Consider the following 21622-nt stretch of genomic DNA (forward strand, 5'->3'; position numbering starts at 1 on the left):
CAAGACATGTGGCAGACCCGTGCCGGCGTGGGGCTGTCATCCCCATGCAGTTTCGAATATTCGCCGCGCGGTGACCCCGTGCGGCGATGCTTTTTGAGGAGTCAGGCAGTGAGCGTGCAGAAGTGGTGGACGAGTGTGCTGTTGTTGATTGCGCTGCCGATGCGTGCGGCCGCCGCCGATGCACCGGAGTTGTTGTTCCGCGTCTCGGCCGACCAGAGCCTGCAAGCCGATGTCGCCCGCGGCGATGGCGTGCCCAATTTCCGCGACAAGATCGCGCTGGTGCCCACCGGCAAACGCGGCAACGCCATCGAGTGGGCCGACGACGGCGTGCTGTCGTGGAATGCGCCCGGCAACCTCTACACCCAGCGCGGCACGCTCAGTTTCTTCTGGCGTTCGCGTTACCCGGTCGGCGAAGCGCCGTTCGTGATCTTCCGCGTCGGCTACGCCGATCACACCAGCTGGGATATGGCGTGGCTGCGCATCGACTGGAACGGCCACGGCTTCGATGCCTTCGTCACCGATGCCAATCTCGCGCGCACCCGCGTCTCGTTCAAGCTCGACAGGAATCCGGCCGCCAGCGACTGGACCCACATTGCGTTTGCCTGGGACGAAACCCGCGGCGTGCGCCTGTACGTGGACGGTAAGGAAGCCGCACGCGTGGACTGCGGCGCGCCTTGCGCCAATGGCGGTTCGTTCGATTACGACGCCGCGCTCGACCAGTTCGGCCTCGCCGGCCGCGTGATGTCGCCGCACCAGGTGCAGAGCCGCTATAACTTCCTGCGCGGCAGCGACTTCGACGAGATCCGCATCTACGACCGCATGCTCGACGCCGGCGGCGCGGCCGCACTCGCGCGCCTGCAGGAACCCACCACCGCACCCGCCATCGCTGCGGACGCGCAATACGCCGCCTTCCTGCATCGCTACGGCTGGGACAACGGCCATGCACCGCCCGCATTGACCGCGCCGGTCACCCGCATCCGCAAGGTGGAATTCACCGACGCGCGCGACCTCAAGCAATGGATGTGGAAGGCCACCGACGGCATCGCTGAAACCACCTGGCCCGGCGTCTACAACCGCTCGCGCCTGCCGGGACGCAACGACTACTTCCAGCTGCCCGACTGGAACACCTACGTCGAAGGCGGCAAGGCGCTCGACCTTACCCTGCCGGACGAGCCCTTCAACCGCATCGAGCTACGCGGCGCCGCCTACGGCCAGGCCACCTACGCTGCACCTAATGCACAGCCGCAACCCCTGTTCTCACGTCAACAAGGCGTGGTGCGCAGCGTGGATCAGTTCCCCGAGCGCCGCGGCGGCACCCTGCGCTTTGCCAACACCGCGCAGGAAACCCCCATCCAGGAAATCTGGGCCTATGACGTGCAGCCTGGCGAGGTGCCCAAAGGCAGCGCGCAACTCAGCTACACCGTGCGCAGCGACATCCAGCCCGACTACGACAACCTCGCCGAACTGCGCGCTGTCATCGCTGGCCGCTACCCACCAAGCGAACGCCAGACCGTGATTGCGCTGCCCACCAAGGCGCCGGCCCGCAAGCGCCCCAGCGACAAGACCGCAACAACGAACCAGCACCCCATCGTGCACATCCTGGTGCCCTCCAGCCTTGGCGACCCGCCGCCGGACCAGCCGCTGATGCGCAGCTGGTCCTACGGCTGGGAAAACATGCACGACGGCCTGGACGGCATCGCCATCACCCTGCCGGCGCTGAACCTGCCGGCCACCCACAACGGCAGCATCCCGCTCAACATCCGCATCAAGGACCCCATCTGGCCCGCGCGCGACATGATCGATGTCTCGGTCGCAGTCGTCCCTGGTCAAGCGCGCACGCTATGGCTGGATCTGCGCGACAGAATCCTCAGCAACGACAGCCTCATGCTCAGCATCGCCGCCGCCGCACCCGGCTTCGATGCCCAGGCGCTCGACGGCACCCAATTGCAGCTGGTGTTCAAACCGCGCGCTGAGGCCATCAAAGAACACGTGGCCGACCGCTTCAACCAGGTCAAAGACAACTGGGGCTTTTTGGTCGAAGAACACACCACCTCCAAGCGCCAGCTGCTCTACAAACGGCTGGATGCCGACATCACCGACCTGCTGCGCGTCGACCCGGACCATGCCCTCGGCCGCCAGTACTGGAACGACATCAGCTACGCCAACCAGAGCGAGTTGCCGGTCGAGATGCCCAGCGTGCCCAAGGGCGTGCCCGCCTGGGCGTTCTGGCAGCTGCAAGACCTCAAAGCCACGCGCCGCTATACCCGCTGGTGGATCGAGCAGCGCCAGGTGGCCTATGGCGATTTCGGCGGCGGCATCTCCGACGACTCGGACCTGGTGCAGCAATGGCCCGGTGTCGCCCTGATGGGTGTGGACCCGGACATGCTCAATGCCTCCATGCTCGCCCTGTCCGATGCCAACTACCGCAACGGCATGTTCACCAACGGCCTGTCCACCATCGAAACCGACGAGCTGCATTCCTACGAGGAGGGCATCAACCTCAACAGCGCCCTGCTATATCTCAACTGGGGCGACCCGCGCACCGTCGAGCGCCTGATGCAAACCGTCAAAGCCTTCGACACCATCATCCAGGTCAACCCGCAAGGCCACCTGCTGTTTGCCAGCAACTGGTTCGGCGGCCGCAAGGTCTACCGCGAGCCCAACTGGCAATGGCAAAAACCGTATTCCTTCCCCATCGTGCACCCGGCCATCCTGCTGGGCGGCTATAACGCCGACCCCAACAGCCGCCGCATCGTCACCGGGTTAGCGGATGGCTATCTCGCCCACGCCTACACCAACGCCAAGGGCAACTGGGCCCTGCCCAACGAGATCAACTGGCAAACCGGCAAAACCCGCGGCGGCGAACTGTTCGAAGGCAGCGGCGGCGCCGACACCTTGCACACCTTCTGGGCCGCCTACCGCTTCACCGGCGAGCAGCGCTATCTCAAGCCGATCGACTACCGCGTCGCCAACAGCGGCCCCAACGGCCTGTCGCTGCTCAACGAAAACTTTCTCGACGTCATGGGCAAGCGCAGCGACTGGAGCGGCAAGCTCATCGACGCTGCCAACAAGGACGACGGCAGCGCGCCGGACTTCCCGCACCACGTGGCCTGGGAGCAGACCGGCAACCTCGAATATCTCGCCGCCATTTACCGCAGCGAGGCGCGGGAGAAACTGCAGAACTTCTACATGAACACCGAAGGCCACTGGTGGAGTGACCGCGTGGAGTCCCCCACGGTCAACCTGCAACGCGCACGCCTGGGCGGCGTGGCGCTCAAGCGCAACCAGACCTACCCCGGCCACACCGTGAGCTGGCGCTTCGCCGATCCAGAGGCCGCCACCCAAGTGGCCATCGCCATCCCCGCACCCCAGCACGACCGCTTCGCCGTCATCGCCTACAACACATCGAACAAAAACCAGCGCGCCAGCATGACCGGCTGGAACGTCGCCCCAGGCCAATGGCACATCACCCAAGGCGTGAGCAAAGGCAACGACGGCAAGCTCGACAGCAACGCCAAGACGCAAGAGCTCGCTTTCGAGAAAAGCGCGGCCATCGACATTGACTTCCCCGCAGGCCGCACCACCGTCCTGCAGCTCGAACGCATTGCAGAAAGCAGTCCGGTCGAACTACGCCCGGACCTGGGTATTGGTCATGGCGATGTGCGGGTGACTGCAGATGCGATCGAAGTGACGGTGCACAGCCTCGGCCACGCGGATGCGCCGGCCGGGTTTGTGGTGTTGGAGGATGCGCGTGGGAAGGAGCTCGCAAGAGCCGCGTTCCAGGCACTCGCGGCACCACGCAATCTGCAGCCGATCACCACGCAAGTCCGCCTGCCGCTAACCAACGCCGCAAACACAAAAGCCGCGCAACTGCGCGTCATCACCGATGGCAACACCGCAGAGATTACCGACCTCAACAATAAATTGCCGCTGCCAACCCCAACCACCGCGCCAACGACAAAAAACAGCCCATAACCAAACCCACCCATCCCTTCTCCCGCACGCGGGAGAAGGTACCCGAAAGGCGGATGAGGGCAAAGCCGATAAAGCCAACGATCAATCGCCAAAGCGCATTGACGCAATCCAAAAACTCGGCGAGGATCAAGTCACGCAGTATGTAATGCAGCCGCAAAGCCACACATTTCTTCAGGGGGAAGAAACAATGTTGAGCAAGGCATGGAGCATCGTGGCACTGAGCGTGGTCGCACTCGGTTTGTTTACCGCATCCGCGCAAGCGCGCGTCAGGGCCGCCGGTTCGCACCACACCACCAGTCACGGCGGTCACTACAGCGCAGGCCACGGCGCCTCGCACAAGGGTGGCAGCTACCGCAGCACAGGTACCAACAACCACTATCGGCGTCACAAGTCCTAGCAGGCCTCAAGCCAACGCCACTCGGAAGTGCAGCGTGATGCCAGAACTAGGACGCAAAGAATGCGCTATCAAAAACTCCTGAAGCTGCTCGCCGGTCTTGCCGGTGTCATGCTCGCAGCGACAGGCGCATTGCTGGTGGCGCTGGTTGCAGCAGGCCAGGTACGTGAGGGACAGACGGGCGCATTGATCAGCGGAATTGGATTTCTAGTGATGGCCGCTCCCGCGCTGGCAATGCCGTTTTCCTTACGCGTCGCCAAGCGATTGCTGATGCTGACGCTGTGCTGCCTCGCGGCACTCGCGATTTGGCTTTCTTTCTGGTCGAAAGGAGGCGTCACGCCGACGCTTCAGCTGCAAGTCGCTGTCCTTGCATTTCCTGCACTCCTGATACTCCGCATGCTTCTAGCTCGCCGTCGCAAGATGACGAAGCTTAGCACTGAAAATTAATTCAAATTGCAGCCACGACGTAGGCCCACCTAGTTGGAGTGCTAAGAGAATCGATGGATATGATTCGCGTAATCTCGTCAGCCATCATGGATATTGGCTACGAACCGGCTAGCATGCGTATGAAAATTCAATTTGCGCAGGGCCCCACATACGACTTCTGTCGTGTGCCCTCGCACAAGTTTCAGGGGCTTCACGATGCGGACTCAAAAGGCCGTTACTACGACGATCATATCTGTGACCGCTATCAGTGCTGACCGCTTGCCTTTGGGGCGTGTTCCACCAGTTCATTCAAGCCGACACCGCTTCACGGCGAGGCTTAATTCTAGAGTTAGGCGCCACAGGAGACATCAATGTTTACGGAAAGAGGACAAAACGAAACAATCTTCTACACTGGCGGCACGTTGGTCGCGCACAAGATCATCGACGGAGATGATTTGACTCTTCGTTCCGGCGACCAAGACGTACTCGTGCGTTCGGTCAATATTCTCGGGCCGGACCATTACAGTGGAACTATTTATGGATTTGAACCTAGTCGCGCTCTTGAGCATAATGGCTTGCAATTAGATCAGGTCATCGAGTTCTACGACAAAAATATATTCGGCGTACGTGGCGCCTAACAGTTAATTTAAGCCGAAACCGCTTCGCGGGTTGGCTTAATTCCGGCGTTATCTTTGGGGGGGCGGGGAAAAAATGGCTAGGCTTCGAGTGTTCGTTTCATCCACATGCTATGACCTCGACATCCTTCGAGGCGAGTTGCGTCCTTTCATAGGTGGGCTAGGTTACGAGCCTGTTATGAGTGACTATGCGGACGTTCTGTACGATCCTCGTTCGCACACGCATGACAGCTGCCTTAAAGAGGTTCCCGGCTGTGACATGGTTGTTCTAATCATTGGTTCGCGATTCGGGGGCACTGCCGTGCCCTCAGCGCTAACTCTGATAGATTTCGACAAGGTCGCAGGTGCATCTACAAAGAGCCAGATCGCTGAGAGCAAAGAGCGCCTTTCAATCACTCAACTCGAAGTTCTTAAGGCAGTTGAGGCGGGCGTACCAATCTATACTTTTATCGACGAGCGGGTTCTGCATGATCATCATCTATACGAGAAAAACAAAGATAAGCCAGGAGTGATCGATCAAATTGACTTCCCCTCAATACAGAAGAGGGAGACTGCAAAATACATTTTCGAGTTCATCAATTTCTTGACGCATCGAACAGCCAACAATAGCACCTTCTCTTTTTCCAAGCTGGAAGATATTCGAGCACAACTGCTAAGCCAATGGTCACAGCTGTTCCAGAGACTAGTACTAGAAAGTCGTACGCAGATCCAAGAGGAGCGGCGGTACCGCGACTTCTCTGATCGAATTGAAGATCTGAAAGCAGTTGTCCTAGCTTCTCTTGCCACGCCGGATCTGCGAGATACGGCCAAGGGCGCGGTCATGTTTAGACATCTAATCGCCTTCGTGTCGAGCCTCCACTTCGTGAGCCACCGCGACGTTTTGCTTTCTAAGGATTCATGGGAGGAGGTCTTGGCCGAGGCACGAATCAAGACGATCAAGGTCATAGACCGTAAAGACAATGAGCGCATGTTCCGCCCTGAGTTATATCTCATCCTTGAAGATGGAACTTTCTACCACTGTCGTGTGAGTTTTTCTGCCTTTGATGATTTTCAGAACCAGTGGTCCGCCTTCAAGCAACTTGACACCAATGCGCAAAAAGCGATTGTTGACGCGCTTCTTGAGGACTCAGAGGGCCGAAGGTTCGGTCCAGTGAAGTACGTCGCACGCAGTTTCGACGAAGTGATGGAAGAGCGAGAAGGCATCGACTATGAACTTCGTAGCGTCGACGCTAGGGCACAAGGCTAACAATTAGTTCAAAATAACGGTGTCAGGTTCACTTAAAAAGTCGACCTGACCCCGCTCCCTGGTAATTACACTTTAAAAAATCGCTTCTCGGGAGGCGTGGGAAGGCCTAGGACGCGGCGTCGACGATGAGCTTCCACCTGGCTGGTTAATAACTTCATGGAGAGGGGGAATAATCGTGAATCAGGGTGCAACTTGGGGAAAGTGGGATCTGCACATCCACACGCCTGCATCGTATCAATGGAGCGGCAAACGCTTGCGCGATGCCGCCACAGTCGCCGACCGAGATATTTTGCTGAAGCAAGTTGTTGACGGCATCAATCGACGTCCCCCCGCTCTGAGTAGCGGCCGGGTTTAGAGTCCGGAGTTGATGATATCGGTGTTGGCCAGCTGTTGGGCATACGCAGATGGCGTCATGCCGCCAATGGCCTTCTTGGGTCGCTCCTCGTTGTATTCGCGTCGCCAGCGTTCGATCTCGGTACGCGCATGCAGCAGGGTTGGGAACCAGTGCTCGTTGAGGCATTCGTCGCGCAGCCGGCCATTGAACGATTCGACGTAGGCGTTCTGGTTTGGCTTGCCAGGCTGGATCAGCCGTAACTGCACGCCACGCGCATGTGCCCAGGCCACCATCGCTTTGCCGCAAAACTCCTTGCCGTTATCTGTGCGGATCACCTGTGGCAAGCCGCGACTGTGCGCCAGCCGATCCAGCACGCGTGTCACGCCATGGCCCGAGATTGCGCGCTCCACCTCGATGGCGATCGCTTCGTGGGTTGCATCGTCCACGATCACCAGACACTTGATCACTCGGCCTTCGGCGCTGCGGTCGAACACGAAATCCATCGACCACACCTGATTGGCCTGCGATGGCCGCAGCAGCGGCTGACGCTCTCCTATCAGCACCTTTTTGCGCTTGCGGCGCCGGACCTGCAGCTGCTGCTCGCGGTACAACCGCTCCACACGCTTGTAGTTCACGATGCGTCCTTCCTGTCGTAATTTGAGATAGATCATCCCCACACCATAACGGCGATGGCGATGCGCCAACGCACAGATGCGTTCGCGCAGTTCGACGTTGCGATCTTCGCTCGGGCAATATCGCAGCGCACTGGCGCTCATGCCGATCACTGCCAACGCACGACGCTCGCTGGCACCACGCCCGATCCACTCGCGCACCAGCATGCGACGCGCCGGTGCGCTCACCACTTTTTTCGCAGTGCATCCTTGATCAGGTCGTTCTCGAACAGCTGCTCGGCCAGCAACTTCTTCAGCCGCGCGTTCTCGGACTCAAGGTCCTTGAGCCGCTTGGCATCGGGCACGCTCATCCCGCCGAACTTGCTGCGCCACAGATAATAGGAAGCCTCGCTGAAGCCATGCCGCCGGCACAGGTCCTTGATCGCCACACCGGCATCAGCTTCGCGCAGGAAGCCGATGATCTGTTCTTCAGAAAAACGCTTCTTCACGTCCAATCTCCTCGAGTTAGGGAATTGGACTCCAAACTGAGGTGCTACTCAAAATCGGGGGGGCGTCGTAGCAACACTCCGATTCTTTGGAGACGATCTGGTGCCTGACGAGATCAGCGCGTTGCTTTCGGGCAGCCCCACAGCCTCCCAGCATAAAGGGCAAGAACTTAAGTTGAAGAACGGCGCAGTGCGCATTGCCAAGACTGGCAGCTGGAGACTGACTTCAACGCAACGCGAGCCTGAGGATCTCGAGGCACAGATTTTCGAAATCCTGAACCAGCTCACCCAAGACTTGACCGTGTGGGAACACTTGAGCAATCGCTATCAGCCCGATCTGTTCTGCGGCATCTTCATGGCTGGGAGGAATGACGGTTTAGCGCTTTCCGCTAAAGCCCTGTTGGCGCTTGGACAAAGAGGTATTTCCTTAGGCCTGGATATCTATGACCCAACCAGCTAGAGATCCTCTATCACGTTAGCAGATCTATTGAATGCCAACCTGTTTTGGGGAGCGGCTTAACCCAGAGGTCAGATGCGTGCGACTGTGCCGCCGCCCACGAAATGGGCTGGCACTCGCTCGACCCCTCGATCACGCCGCGGCGCTACCTCGATCGCACGCCCATCTCCGAGGCGTATGAGCCGATCAATATTTGGAGTTTTGTATTTAGTTTCATGCGGCAGAGCAACGCAGTCAGGAGCAACTAGTAAGTCAAATTAACTGCAGTCTTCGCCCACATCCCATCACCACGCGGCGGTCACAGGGCGTCGTGATGGCAGAACCCTTGCAACGCTGGTTCATGTCGCTCATGAGCATGGCGGCCGCGGTCGAATGCAGTCACAGACGGAAGGATCAGGCGGCGCGCGTCTTACGCCCCGCAGGGCTGGACTGCCGCCAGCGTCCATTGTCCCGGTGGCTCGCCAGCCGTGCCAAATCCTCACACCGCGCACGGTCGACGTGATAACCTGACCACCGCCATTCGGCGAAGACGGAAAACCAGGTGACCAGCCGACGCCATAGCAAGCGGCGTTGGGAGCTGTCTCGCTGAGCCACGCCTAGCGCAAGTTGCCAAGAGACATGCATGTCATTTCAACCATTACCAGGGAGGTATTCATCATGAAGCCACGTTCTATTGGCGCCACCTTTGCACTAGCTGTGGCTCTCGGCCTAGGCCTGGCTGCCCCAGCTCGCGCTCAGACCGCAGATCCTTGCTCGGTTTTTCTTTGCATGGCCGCCGTGTCCGGCTTCGGCACACCGAGTGCCGAATGCGCAGCGCCGATCGCAGCCTTCCACGCCATCCAGATATGGGACCCGCACTTCGATTCGGCGGCCACAGCGGCGGCGCGCCGGACATATCTGATGACATGTCCAGGTGTCGTCCCGGTGAATCAAGCCACCCTGGAAGCCATCATCGGGCAGTGGGGCTACACACCTTGACGGGGTTGCCCGCTGACTCAGGAATTTGCTTCTGAGCCAGCGGGAATAGCGCCACGCCCTGTTTGCCATGGACATCGCACCACACACAACACCTTTATGCGCCGTTGAGCTCCCACGCCTCGATCAGTGGGAAGTGAACGCAGTAGCGTTATATGTTCGTGCGCAGGGAGCACATTCTGCCCTGTTTTGCTCGCTCAGGTGGCTGTGCTCCCAGTGAGCGTGGCAGGCGCTATGCGCTTATCTACAACGTGAAAGAAACGGTGCCGGGGTTACCTAAAAACTTAATCTGACCCCATTATCGCCGTTGTCGTGCTTTGCAGAACTTGTCTTAATCTATCCGTCTGGTGTTATGACAGTTATTGAAATTTTTCCATCGGCTGGTGTCGGCCTTGTAAAGCTCGGCATGTCCCGCGCCGAAGTTCATGCTGTCATGGGGGCGCCTCCAACTAGCTTCAGAAAAGTTCCCACGTCTGCCTATCCTACAGACGCATGGCATCACAACGGGTTTCAGGTTTTTTATGGGGGCATCGAGCCGAGCGTGGAGTTCATAGAGCTCTCCGCGAATTGCGGATTTGAGGTTCTGTGCCTCGGCCAACGTGTATTTAGTACGCCAGCATCAAGGCTCGTCGAGAAATTCCTTGCAGTTACTCCTTTCGATCCTTTTGATAAAGAGTTGGGGTACAGCTACGTGTTTCCAGAACTTGAGCTTGCGTTGTGGCGTCCGGATATGGAAGAGCCGCAGGGAGAATATTTTTCCACGGTGGGCATCGGGTGCGTTGGCTATTTTTCACGCAAAATACCCGCTGAGAGTACGGGGGAAACCTAACTTGAAGCCAGCATGATCCCTTTCGGCGGCCCCCCAGAGCTGGATAAAATTGAAGACAGAAAGGGCAAGAAAAAGGGGGCGGGTTTAGGCCGTTAAATAGGTCTACTGGAAGCAGAGTCTGGGCAAAAAGGCGGATCGGACCTACTGGAAGCCCTTGCTCCGGCCCCAATGGCTAACCCACAAACGCCTGCCGATGATCGCGAACAAAGTCATCGAATGTATGCGGGCGCTTCCCGGTGAGCCGCTCGACCTCAAACGTGGGATCGATGTCGTGATGGCCTGCCACCACATCTGCGAATTGCACGGTCAGGCCCTTGGCCATCCATGGCGAGTTGCCGGTCGCACGCATCAATACGCGAAACACAGGCGTTGGCAGGTCGAGATAACGCACCTTGCGCCCGATGATTTTCGATAGGCGCGAGGTTGCTGCCTGCATGTCGAGCGTCTCGGGACCAGTGAGGAAATAGGTTGCACCTGCGTGCCCTTCTTCGGTCAGTACCGTGGCCGCCACGCGTGCGATGTCGCGTGTGTCGATCCACGACACGCTGCCCCGGCCGGCTGCCATCGGGAACACGCCCTTGGCGATCGGATCCTTGAACCACAGGAAATTCTGCATATACGCGGTAGGCTTGAGGATGGTCCACGCGATGCCTGAGGCGCGCAGGTGGTGGTCGATCAGGGCATGCGATTTCGCCCACGGCACCGGCGAACGCACGTTGCAATCGGATGCCGACACTTTCACGATCCGACCGATGCCGGCGCGCTTGGCTGCATCGATGGCGGCCGTCTCCTGAGCGACTTGCTCGGGAGTGGGCGGGGTAATGAGAAACAGCGTGTGGCAGCCCTGCATTGCGCCTTGCAGCGTTTCGGGTGTGTCGAAGTCGCCCAGTACGGCATCCATGCCCTTCTGCTGCAGGTTGTCCACCTGCTCGTGCTTGCGGCACATCGCGCGGAATGGCGTGCCCGCTTGCTGTAACTGCCTACACAGTTCGCCGCCGATACCACCCGTGGCACCCGATACCAGAATCATGATTGCTTTACTCCTGCAGTTTGACGATGGAACTGGAAGCGCTGGGCGCTTCACCCAGATACTCCGAGATGACAGCGCTCATCTCCTCAAGGGTGCGGACGGCATCGCGGATGCGATTGATGCCGATCTTGTCCGCAATGGCTTGATCGACGGGGGCAACGGCCTTTTCGGCGCCGCTGACGGCCTTGATGCCTGCGCGGGTAAGGACAACGAGCTTGGCGCGTAGGTGATGTGGATTCGGCTGGAACTCGACCAGCCCCTGCTCGGCAAGTACATCCACGATGCGCTGCACTGCCTGCCGGGTGAGGCCCATGTTGCGTGCAATGGAAGCAGCGGGCAGCGGCGCTGGTGCGTAACGCAGCGCGGCTAGCACCTGCCACCACGCACTGGTGAGCCCCAGGTGGGCAACCAGCTCGTTGCCAGCGCTGACCAAGCGGCCATTGGCTGCGAACACCGCCAGCGCCAACGCGCGGACATGCTCGTTGTCGGTCTGCATACGAAGGCTCTTTCTCAAGTCGACAACATGTTGTCAATTGAAAAGTGAGCTGCGTGTGATTGTGTAGCGTAAGGTCTGGTTACGAGACATGGCTCGCCACGAATGAAAAGCGGGCCGCTCGGGTACTTCGTCTTGCGAGCGCATCTATGCAATCGACGCAGACCGGCCGAGCATGCTGGTGTCGAATGCAGAGAGAATTCCCTGCAAATCAATTGAAAAATAATCAATGGAATGGTTTTAGCGGTCCATTGTCATTGGACGAGCACGCAGCGTGAATGCAGCAGAGCACGCCGTGTTCCTGGTATCGCTCAAGCGTTATGTCACATGGACGTCAGGCCCACTGATGCGCAAGGTCTGATACTGAAGGTACTTGCTCGATCCGATGCCATTGGCCAGCGAGACGAACGGCGTTGAGAGACGCGCTTGTCTTGGTGGCAGCGACCCAGCTGATGTACTCCTCAGTTGGTCGAGATGTTGGCCTGCAGTGTGTGGGTCAGGCCTCCTTACGTGGCCTCTGTCACCAAGAAGCGCACGCGATCGTCAACGGTGATGGTAGGCGCTCCACTGACACACCACAGCCGCGCTTGTTTGATTTTCGTCAACTCCACCGACACATGAAATTCGCAGTGGGGGTGCTTGACTGCATGGGTCAAGAATCGTTGCGGAGTCGCGCATGAGTGCAGTCACGGGTGGCAGGGTCGGTCGGGCAGCGTGCCGGCATGTGTCAATACGGCAAGGTTCGGTACGTGTAGGCGATGGTGCGGGGTGTGGTGAGCAAAGGCTCGCATCACTGCCAAACGGCAAGCAGGCGCTGGCTTCACTCGTAATGGCGCCCCTGCGCGCCGTTGTTCGCTGAGGGGGCGCCATGCGCATCTGTGTTCTCAATGACGCACTGAAGGACCCGACCGGGCTGGAGCAGCGCTGCGTGGCGGCACGCGAGGCTGGCTGCGATTACGTGGTGATGGCCGCGCCCTTCGAGCGCGATGCCGAAGGCCGTTTGATCGAGCCGGCGGCCGGTGCCCCGACGCAAATGCAGCGCTTGCACGAGTCGGTGCAGGCGGCGCGCCGTGCGGGGGTAAAGCTGTTGATCGATGTGCGCCTGGACGAAGTGGGCGGTGCCAGTGCGGTGGTGCGCGATAACCCACAGTGGTTCCGCGCGCGCAGCACCGCGGTTCCGGACCCGCGTCAGCCGCGTGCGACGCCGGAAGTGGCCGAAGCCCGCTTTGCCTACGCACAGGAAGGTGCGGCGCTGGTGGAATGGTGGAGTGCGCGCCTGCTGGAGTGGGTGGGCCAGGGCGTGGGTGGCTTCCGGCTGCTGCAGCCGCAGCAGGTGCCAGTACAGCGCTGGCGCGAGTTGATCGCGCGCGTGCACGCGCAGGCGCCGGAGGTGGTGTTTGCGGCGTGGACGCCGGGTCTGGGGTTGGAGGCCTTGCAGCAGCTGGCCGGTGCCGGGTTCGATGTGGCGTTTTCGTCGCTTGCCTGGTGGGATGGCCGCGGCAGCTGGTTCTTCGACGAAGACAGCGCACTGCGTGCGTTGGCCGCGCAGGTCGTTGCCGTGCTGGACGCGCCCGATGGCAAGCGCGCCGCGGCGCCCGAGCAGCATTGGCAACTGGCGCTGGCGTTGGGCGGGGCATGGCTGCTGGACGATGCGCACCTGGCGGCATTGCCATCGTCGATCCGCATCACCGACGGCCTGCCAACCAGCAATGCTGGCATGCGGTTGCGCCCGCTGCTGCGTGAGGCGACCGGGCTCACCGCGGTGGCGATCGAGCCGCTGGGCGGCTTGCCCTCCTTGTTACTGATCAACGGCGACACCCGGCATGTGGTGCCGGTGCCGGCCTCAGACCTGTTGCGGCTGCTCGGCGATGCCGAGGCCTTGGTGGCCGAAGATGGCCGCACCTTGTCCGGGGCCACGCTGGAGGCGCTGGAGCCGGGCGAAGTGCGCGTGTATCGCAGCGTGCCGGCGCGCCATGTGCTGGCCGTGCCGCGCATGCGCCCGCGTGCGCAGACCGCCGGTACCTGGCCACGCGTGTGCATCGAGTCGGTGACGCCGTCGGTGGATAACGGCCGTTTTCCGGTCAAGCGCACGGTGGGCGACCGCATTTGCGTGGAGGCCGACGCGTTCTGCGATGGGCATGACCGCATCGCGGTGGCGGTGCTGTGGCGTCCGGCAGACGCCAAGACCTGGGCCAGCGCGCCAATGCGTGCGTTGGGCAATGACCGCTGGCGGGCCGAGTTTCCGTTGGAACGCATCGGCACCTACGAATTTCGCGTGGAAGCCTGGCGCGACGTCTTCGCCACCTTGCATGCGGATCTGGAAAAGAAACGTGCTGCCAATACGGTCCTGCCGGTTGATGTGCAGGAGGCGATTGCGGCAGTGCAGGCCGCACAGGCGCGCAGCGACGGTGCACTGGCCGAGCGCCTGCAGGCAGTGCTCACCCGCATCGGTGCGCAGAGCGAACCCCTGCAGCAGCTGGCCATCGTGCTGGAGCCGGACACCGCGCAGGCGATGGCGCTGGCCGACGACAAGCCATTCCGCTCGGAATATCCGGTCACCTTCCGGGTGGAATCCGAGCGCCGCGCGGCGCACTTCGCCAGTTGGTACGAACTGTTCCCGCGTTCGCAAAGTGGCGATGCGAGCCGGCATGGCACCTTCGATGACGTCATCAAGCGCTTGCCGCACATCCGTGCGATGAACTTCGACGTGCTGTACATGCCGCCGATCCATCCAATCGGCCTGAACAACCGCAAGGGCCGCAATAACTCGGTGACGGCGGTGGAAGGCGAACCCGGCAGCCCATATGCGATCGGTGCGACCGATGGCGGGCATACCGAAGTTCACGCCGAACTCGGTGGACTGGAAGGCTTTCGCCGTCTGATCCAGGCCGCGCGTGCGCAGGGCTTGGAAGTGGCGCTGGATTTTGCCATCCAGTGCGCGCCGGATCACCCGTGGTTGAAGGAGCACAAGGACTGGTTCACCTGGCGCGCCGATGGCTCGATTCCGTACGCGGAGAACCCGCCCAAGAAATACCAGGACATCGTCAACGTCGATTTCTACGCCAGCGGCGCGGTGCCGGACCTGTGGAATACGCTGCGCGACGCGGTGCTGTTCTGGGTCAACGAAGGCGTCACGCTGTTCCGTGTCGACAACCCGCACACCAAGCCGTTCCCGTTCTGGGAATGGCTGATTGCCGATGTGCGCGGCCGGCGCCCGGATGTGGTGTTTCTCTCCGAAGCCTTCACGCGGCCAAAGATGATGTACCGCCTGGCCAAATGCGGTTTCTCGCAGTCCTACACCTACTTCACCTGGCGCAACCACAAGCACGAGCTGCAGGCCTATGTGGAAGAGTTGAACGAGGGCGTGCCGCGCGAATGCTTCCGCCCGCATTTCTTCGTCAATACCCCGGATATCAATCCGCTGTTCCTGCAGACCAGTGGGCGCAACGGCCATCTGATCCGCGCCGCGCTGGCCACCACGCTCTCAGGCTTATGGGGCATGTACCAGGGCTTCGAACTCTGCGAAGCCACCCCGCTGGCGCCGGGCAAGGAAGAGTATCTGGACTCGGAAAAATTCCAGCTGCGCGCCTGGCCCGAACGTGCGCCCGGCGACATCGTCGAGGAGATCACCCGCTTCAACCAGCTGCGCCGCATGCATCCGGAACTGCAGTCGCACCTGGGCACGCGCTTCTACCAGGCGCATAACGAGCAGGTGCTGTACTACGGCAAATTCCTGGATGCCGGCTACCTGTCGCGCAGCCGCAGCATGGTGCTGGTGGCGATCAATCTGGATCCGCACGCCGGGCAGGACGCCGATATCGAAATTCCGTTGTGGGAACTGGGCCTGCCCGATCACGCCAGCGTTGCCGTGGACGATCTGTGGGATGGCCATCGTTTCGCGTGGCACGGCAAATACCAACACATCCGTCTAGAGGCAACGCGACCGTTCGCGTTATGGCGCATCCGCGCAGGAGAGGTCGCATGAATGCAGTGGCATCGTTACAAGCCGACGCAGAGCAGTCCGCCGTGGTTGCCGACCAGCGTTGGTACAAGGACGCGATCATCTACCAGGTGCATGTCAAGTCGTTCTTCGACTCCAACGACGACGGCATCGGCGATTTTCCGGGGCTGATTTCCAAGCTGGACTACATCGCCGAACTGGGCGTGGACACCATCTGGCTGCTGCCGTTCTATCCCAGCCCGCGCCGCGACGATGGTTACGATATCGCCGAATACATGGCGGTGCATCCGGACTACGGCAGCATCGAGGATTTCGAGCAGCTGGTGGCGCAGGCGCATGCGCGCGGCATCCGTATCGTCACCGAGCTGGTGATCAACCACACCTCCGACCAGCACCCCTGGTTCCAGCGCGCGCGTCATGCGCCCGCTGGCTCGCCAGAGCGCGACTTCTACGTATGGTCGGACACCGACCAGGAATACGAAGGCACGCGGATCATCTTCTGCGATACCGAGAAATCCAACTGGACCTGGGATCCGGTGGCCGGGCAATACTTCTGGCATCGCTTCTACTCGCACCAGCCGGATCTGAACTTTGATAATCCGGCGGTGCTGGAGGCGGTGCTGGAGGTGATGCGTTTCTGGCTGGATCGCGGCGTGGATGGCCTGCGTCTGGATGCGGTGCCGTACCTGATCGAGCGCCCGGGCACCTCCAACGAAAACCTGCCCGAAACCCACGCGATCCTGCGCAAGATCCGCGCCACCCTGGACGCGGAATACCCGGACCGCATGCTGCTGGCAGAAGCCAACATGTGGCCGGAAGATACCCAGCAGTATTTCGGCCAGAATGCCGACGAATGCCATATGGCGTTCCACTTCCCGCTGATGCCGCGCATGTACATGGCCATCGCGCGCGAAGACCGCTTCCCCATCACCGACATCATGCGCCAGACCCCGGAGATTCCGGAAAGCTGCCAGTGGGCGATCTTCCTGCGCAACCACGATGAGTTGACGCTGGAAATGGTGACCGATTCGGAGCGCGATTATCTGTGGCAGACCTATGCCGCCGACCGCCGCGCCCGCATCAACCTGGGGATTCGCCGCCGCCTGGCGCCACTGCTGGAGCGCGACCGCCGCCGCATCGAATTGATGACCTCGTTGCTGCTGACCATGCCCGGCACGCCGGTGCTGTATTACGGCGACGAGATCGGCATGGGCGACAACATCCACCTGGGCGATCGCGACGGCGTGCGCACGCCGATGCAGTGGTCGATCGACCGCAACGGCGGCTTCTCGCGCGCCGACCCGGCGCAGCTGGTGCTGCCGCCGGTGATGGACCCGCTGTATGGCTTCCAGGCGGTGAATGTGGAAGCGCAGATGCGCGACCAGCATTCGCTGCTGACCTGGACCCGCCGCGTGCTCAGCGTGCGCAAGCGCTACCAGGCCTTCGGCCGCGGCAGCTTGCGCTTCCTGTACCCGGGCAACCGCCGCATGCTGGCGTACCTGCGCTGCTATCAGGATGAAACCGTGTTGTGCGTGGCCAACCTCTCGCATACGTTGCAGGCGGTGGAGCTGGATCTGTCCGAGTTCGAAGGCCGGGTGCCGGTGGACATCATCGGTGGCGGCAGCTTCCCGCCGATCGGCCGGTTGACCTATCTGCTGACGGTGCCGCCGTTCGGCTTCTACGCCTTCCAGCTGGTCAGCGAAGGCACATTGCCCGATTGGCATGTCCCCAGCCCGGTGCCGCTGCCGGATTACCGCACGCTGGTGCTGCGCAGCGATGCCGACGAAAGCGCCGCACTGCTGCCGCATCTGCCCACCCTGGAAGGCGAAATCCTGCCGGCGTGGCTATCGGCACGACGCTGGTTCTCGGCCAAGGACCAGGCGCTGCGCAGCGTGCGCATCGCGCGCCGCACGCCGCTGCCGGGCGATGAGCCGATGACGCTGCTGGAACTGGAGGTAGAGCTGGAAGACGGCCGCCACGAGCGCTACATGCTGCCGGTGGGCATCGTGTGGGAGCGCGAGCAGCCGAGCACATTGGCCGAGCAGCTGGCGCTGGCGCGCGTGCGCAAGGGCCGCGAGGTGGGCTATCTCACCGATGCGTTTGCGCTCAAGCCCATGGTGCGCGGTGTGATCGATGCGCTGCGCAGCAATGCAGCGCTGGACTTCTGCGACGGCGACGATGCCTCGCAACAGGGGCAGGTCTGTTTCGAAGCCACACCGGCACTGGCAACGCTGGATATCCCGCAAGATCCGGAGATCCGCTGGTTGTCGGCCGAACAGAGCAACAGCTCGCTGGTGGTCGCCGACAGGGCCGTGTTCAAGCTGCTGCGGCATGTGGCCGTAGGCGCGAACCCGGAGATCGAGATCGGCCGCCGCTTGACCGAGATGGGCTATGCCAATGCCGCGCCACTGCTGGGCAGCGTCAGCCGCATCGACGCGCAGGGCACCGTCACCACCATCGCGTTGTTGCAGGGCTTCATCCGCAACCAGGGCGATGCCTGGCGCTGGACGCTGGACCATCTGGCGCGCAGCTTCGACGAATACGCCACCGCGCAGACCGACGAGGCGCGCGCCGAAGCGGTCGCCGGCTACGATGCCTTCGCCGCCGTGGTGGGCAAGCGCCTGGCCGAGTTGCACGAAGCGCTGTCGCGCGCCACCGACGATGCCGACTTCGCGCCGCAACGCATCGACCTGCCCACCGCCAACGATGTGGTGGCCGGCGTGGGACGCCAGGTCGAAGAGATGTGGGACACCGTCAACGCACGCCTGGCCGGCAGCGAAGACAGCGCCGAACGCGAGGCGCTGGAGGCGGTGCTCGCCGAGCGCCCGCAGCTGGATGCCTTGCTCGCCAGGGCGCCGAGCGTGCTGGCCGATTCCTTGCTCACGCGCGTTCATGGCGATTTCCACCTGGGCCAGATCCTGGTGGCCTTCGACGATGTGGTGCTGATCGACTTCGAAGGCGAGCCGGCCAAGCCGCTGGCCGAACGCCGCGCCAAGGCCAGCCCGCTGCGCGACGTGGCTGGCTTCCTGCGCTCGCTCGATTACGCCAGCGAAGTGTCGGCACGTGGCGAGGAAGGCACCGCCGCCCGCGCGGGTGTTGGCGTGGACACGCACCTGGACGAATTTCTGGTGCAATTCCGCCGCCGCTCCACACAAGCCTTCCTGGACGCTTACCATGCCGTGCTCGACGCCAGCGCCCATCCGTGGATTGCGCCGGCGGCGTTCAATGCAGCCACCTTGTTGTTCCTGGTGGAGAAGGCTTGCTACGAAGTGCGTTATGAAGCGGCCAATCGCCCTGGCTGGTTGATGGTGCCGATCGAAGGCTTGCGACGCATCCTGCAACGCGCACGCGCCGGTGCAGGAGACACATGATGAGTGGAGTAATGACAGCAGTGAGCAATCGATGGGATCCCGGCGCGGTACGCGCCCTGGCAGAGGCGCGCCATGGCGACGCGTTCGCGGTATTGGGCGCACACCCGTCCGACAACGGGCGCTTGTTGCGCACCTATCTACCCGGCGCCGACCGGGTCAGCGCGGTGCTCGACGACGGGCAGGTGGTGGCGCTGGACGCCGGCCCGGAGCCGAGCCTGTTCGCCGGCGAGTTGCCGGCGCACGGTGGGTATCGCCTGCGCATCGGCTGGCCCGGTGGCGAGCAGGAGACCGCCGACCCGTACGCGTTCGGCCCGCAGCTCAGTGACTTCGACCTGCACCTGATCAGCGAAGGCCACCACTTGCAATTGGCCGACGCGTTGGGCGCCAACGTGGTCGAAGTGGACGGCGTGCGCGGCACGCGCTTTGCCGTCTGGGCACCGAATGCCTCGCGCGTGGCGGTGGTGGGCGACTTCAACAGCTGGGACGCGCGCCGGCATCCGATGCGGCTGCGTCACCAGGCCGGCGTGTGGGAGTTGTTCGTGCCCGACGTCGGCCCCGGCGCGCATTACAAGTACCAGCTGCGCGGTCCGCACGGGCACGAACTGCCGGCCAAGGCCGACCCGGTGGCACGCCGCGCGGAGCTTGCGCCGGGCACTGCGTCCATCGTGGCCGATCCCACGCCGCATCAGTGGAGCGACGACGGCTGGATGGCCACGCGTGCGCGCCGCCAGGCCCATGACGCGCCGATGAGCATCTACGAGATCCATGCCGGCTCGTGGTTGCGCGAAGCAGGCCTGGATCTGGATTGGGACGGGCTGGCCGATCGCCTGATTCCGTACGTGGCCGATATGGGCTTTACCCATGTCGAGTTGATGCCGGTGAGCGAGCATCCGTTCGGCGGCTCCTGGGGCTACCAGCCATTGGGTCTGTTCGCGCCGACCGCGCGTTTCGGGACACCCGATGGATTTGCGCGCTTTGTCGACCGCTGCCACCGCGAAGGCATCGGCGTAATCGTCGATTGGGTGCCGGCGCACTTTCCCACCGATGCGCACGGGCTGGCGCATTTCGACGGCACCGCGCTGTACGAGCATGCCGACCCACGCGAAGGCTTCCACCGCGACTGGAATACGCTGATCTACAACCACGGCCGCCGCGAGGTGTCCGGGTTCCTGATTGCCAGTGCGATGGAATTTCTGCAGCGCTATCACGTCGATGGCCTGCGCGTGGATGCGGTGGCCTCGATGCTGTATCGCGATTACAGCCGCAACGCCGGCGAGTGGATACCCAACATCCACGGCGGGCGCGAGAACTACGAGACCATCGCGTTCCTGCGCCGGCTCAACGAGGTGGTGCGCGAGCACACGCCGGGCGCGGTGATGATTGCCGAGGAATCCACTGCGTTTCCCGGTGTCACCGCCGACGTGGCGCACGGCGGCCTGGGCTTTCACTACAAGTGGAACATGGGCTGGATGCACGACACCCTGCATTACGCCGGGCTGGATCCGATCTATCGCCGCTACCACCACGGTGAGCTGACTTTCAGCATGGTCTATGCGTATTCGGAGCGCTTCGTGCTGCCGATCTCGCACGACGAAGTGGTGCACGGCAAGGGTTCGTTGCTGGGCCGCATGCCGGGCGACGATTGGCAGCGCTTCGCCAACCTGCGTGCGTACCTGGGTTTCATGTTCACCCACCCGGGGCGCAAGTTGCTGTTCATGGGCTGCGAATTCGGCCAACCGACCGAGTGGAACCACGACGCCGGCCTTCCGTGGCATTTGCTCGACGACCCTCGCCATCGTGGTGTGCAGACGTTGGTGCGCGATTTGAACCGGCTGTATGTGCAATACCCGGCGCTGCATGCGCACGACGACGATCCGTCCGGATTCGCCTGGGTGGTGGGCGACGATGCCGGCAATAGCGTGGTGGCGTTCCTGCGCAAGGGCAAACGTGGCGACGCACCGGTGCTGGTGGTGATCAACTTCACCCCGGTCGTGCAGCACGGCTATCGCATCGGCGTGCCACAAGGCGGCCAGTGGCGCGAGGTGTTCAACAGCGACGCCGGCATCTACGGCGGCAGCAACCTGGGCAATGGCGGCAGCGTGACGGCCGAGCAGCAATCCATGCATGGGCACGCGCAATCGCTGCCGCTGCTGTTGCCACCGCTGGGCGCCATCGTGCTGACGCCGTATGGCTGATGCTTCCTGCGCCTACCACCGGGCAAACGGCCCGGCGGTAGGCGGCAGCTGCGTCATGCCTCCAGCTTTCTTCATCGACAGGGTGGGCCATGTGCTGGCATCGCTTGCATTGCTGCGCTCCCACTCGACTGTGATGGCATGGGTCTGTGCAGGCGGACGCTTGCGCAGCAAGTCATCCAGCAGC

General features: G+C 61.9%; 15 protein-coding genes. 12 read left to right on the forward strand and 3 right to left on the reverse strand.

Annotated features, from left to right (window positions below):
• Positions 1 to 108 precede the first annotated feature (108 nt).
• The 6 genes from AC1POX_RS00610 to AC1POX_RS00635 all read left to right on the forward strand — a co-directional run bounded on the left by AC1POX_RS00610 (position 109) and on the right by AC1POX_RS00635 (position 6676).
• Positions 109 to 3975 carry a LamG-like jellyroll fold domain-containing protein gene (locus AC1POX_RS00610; protein ID WP_372356622.1) on the forward strand — a complete coding sequence of 1289 codons (3867 nt, stop codon included), beginning with the start codon at positions 109 to 111 and terminating at the stop codon, positions 3973 to 3975.
• A gap of 187 nt (positions 3976 to 4162) precedes the next feature.
• Positions 4163 to 4372 (forward strand): hypothetical protein, encoded by a 210-nt coding sequence (locus tag AC1POX_RS00615; RefSeq protein WP_180968550.1) that lies wholly within the window; start codon positions 4163 to 4165, stop codon positions 4370 to 4372.
• A 60-nt stretch (positions 4373 to 4432) separates the two neighbouring features.
• Complete coding sequence (locus tag AC1POX_RS00620) at positions 4433 to 4816, forward strand: hypothetical protein (RefSeq protein ID WP_323550314.1); 384 nt, start codon at positions 4433 to 4435, stop codon at positions 4814 to 4816.
• A 119-nt stretch (positions 4817 to 4935) separates the two neighbouring features.
• Entirely contained in the window at positions 4936 to 5070 is a 135-nt protein-coding gene (locus tag AC1POX_RS00625; protein WP_372357127.1) for a KTSC domain-containing protein, read from the forward strand.
• Between the two features lie 96 nt (positions 5071 to 5166).
• Positions 5167 to 5433 (forward strand): hypothetical protein, encoded by a 267-nt coding sequence (locus tag AC1POX_RS00630; RefSeq protein WP_323550313.1) that lies wholly within the window; start codon positions 5167 to 5169, stop codon positions 5431 to 5433.
• Between the two features lie 73 nt (positions 5434 to 5506).
• Positions 5507 to 6676, forward strand: coding sequence for a DUF4062 domain-containing protein (locus AC1POX_RS00635; protein WP_372356623.1), 1170 nt, complete (start codon positions 5507 to 5509; stop codon positions 6674 to 6676).
• A 351-nt stretch (positions 6677 to 7027) separates the two neighbouring features.
• Here the strand turns inward: AC1POX_RS00635 and AC1POX_RS00640 are convergent.
• A protein-coding gene (locus tag AC1POX_RS00640) for an IS3 family transposase (protein WP_372356259.1) occupies positions 7028 to 8130 on the reverse strand; the annotation gives its coding sequence in 2 pieces (ribosomal slippage) (positions 7028 to 7872 and positions 7872 to 8130; 1104 coding nt in all).
• Positions 8131 to 8230: 100 nt separating this feature from the next.
• On the opposite strand from AC1POX_RS00640, the gene AC1POX_RS00645 reads away from it, so the two are divergent.
• The 3 genes from AC1POX_RS00645 (at position 8231) to AC1POX_RS00655 (ending at position 10388) form a co-directional block, all read left to right on the forward strand.
• Positions 8231 to 8587, forward strand: a complete 357-nt coding sequence (locus AC1POX_RS00645; RefSeq protein ID WP_244149636.1) for a DUF4279 domain-containing protein — start codon at positions 8231 to 8233, stop codon at positions 8585 to 8587.
• 765 nt (positions 8588 to 9352) lie between these two features.
• Complete coding sequence (locus tag AC1POX_RS00650) at positions 9353 to 9562, forward strand: hypothetical protein (protein WP_014088960.1); 210 nt, start codon at positions 9353 to 9355, stop codon at positions 9560 to 9562.
• 349 nt (positions 9563 to 9911) lie between these two features.
• The gene (locus AC1POX_RS00655) at positions 9912 to 10388 is read left to right on the forward strand and encodes a hypothetical protein (RefSeq protein ID WP_218499697.1); all 477 of its coding nucleotides are present in this window, start codon (positions 9912 to 9914) and stop codon (positions 10386 to 10388) included.
• A 172-nt stretch (positions 10389 to 10560) separates the two neighbouring features.
• Here AC1POX_RS00655 and AC1POX_RS00660 read toward each other — a convergent pair whose 3' ends face one another.
• Both AC1POX_RS00660 and AC1POX_RS00665 read right to left on the reverse strand, forming a co-directional pair.
• Positions 10561 to 11418 (reverse strand): SDR family oxidoreductase, encoded by an 858-nt coding sequence (locus tag AC1POX_RS00660; RefSeq protein ID WP_014088962.1) that lies wholly within the window; start codon positions 11416 to 11418, stop codon positions 10561 to 10563.
• 7 nt (positions 11419 to 11425) lie between these two features.
• A complete protein-coding gene (locus AC1POX_RS00665) occupies positions 11426 to 11914 on the reverse strand; it encodes a MarR family winged helix-turn-helix transcriptional regulator (RefSeq protein ID WP_372356624.1) in 489 nt (162 codons plus the stop codon).
• Between the two features lie 865 nt (positions 11915 to 12779).
• On the opposite strand from AC1POX_RS00665, the gene AC1POX_RS00670 reads away from it, so the two are divergent.
• From AC1POX_RS00670 to glgB, 3 genes are read left to right on the forward strand one after another with little or no spacing between them, the layout of a single operon-like run.
• Positions 12780 to 15896 carry a maltotransferase domain-containing protein gene (locus AC1POX_RS00670; protein WP_372356625.1) on the forward strand — a complete coding sequence of 1039 codons (3117 nt, stop codon included), beginning with the start codon at positions 12780 to 12782 and terminating at the stop codon, positions 15894 to 15896.
• A complete protein-coding gene (gene treS / locus AC1POX_RS00675) occupies positions 15893 to 19243 on the forward strand; it encodes a maltose alpha-D-glucosyltransferase (protein WP_372356626.1) in 3351 nt (1116 codons plus the stop codon). The genes AC1POX_RS00670 and treS overlap by 4 nt, the downstream gene beginning before the upstream one ends.
• Before the next feature lie 11 nt (positions 19244 to 19254).
• Entirely contained in the window at positions 19255 to 21438 is a 2184-nt protein-coding gene (gene glgB, locus AC1POX_RS00680; RefSeq protein ID WP_372356627.1) for a 1,4-alpha-glucan branching protein GlgB, read from the forward strand.
• The last annotated feature ends 184 nt before the right edge of the window (positions 21439 to 21622 follow it).

The organism is Xanthomonas sp. NCPPB 3442 (assembly GCF_056725145.1).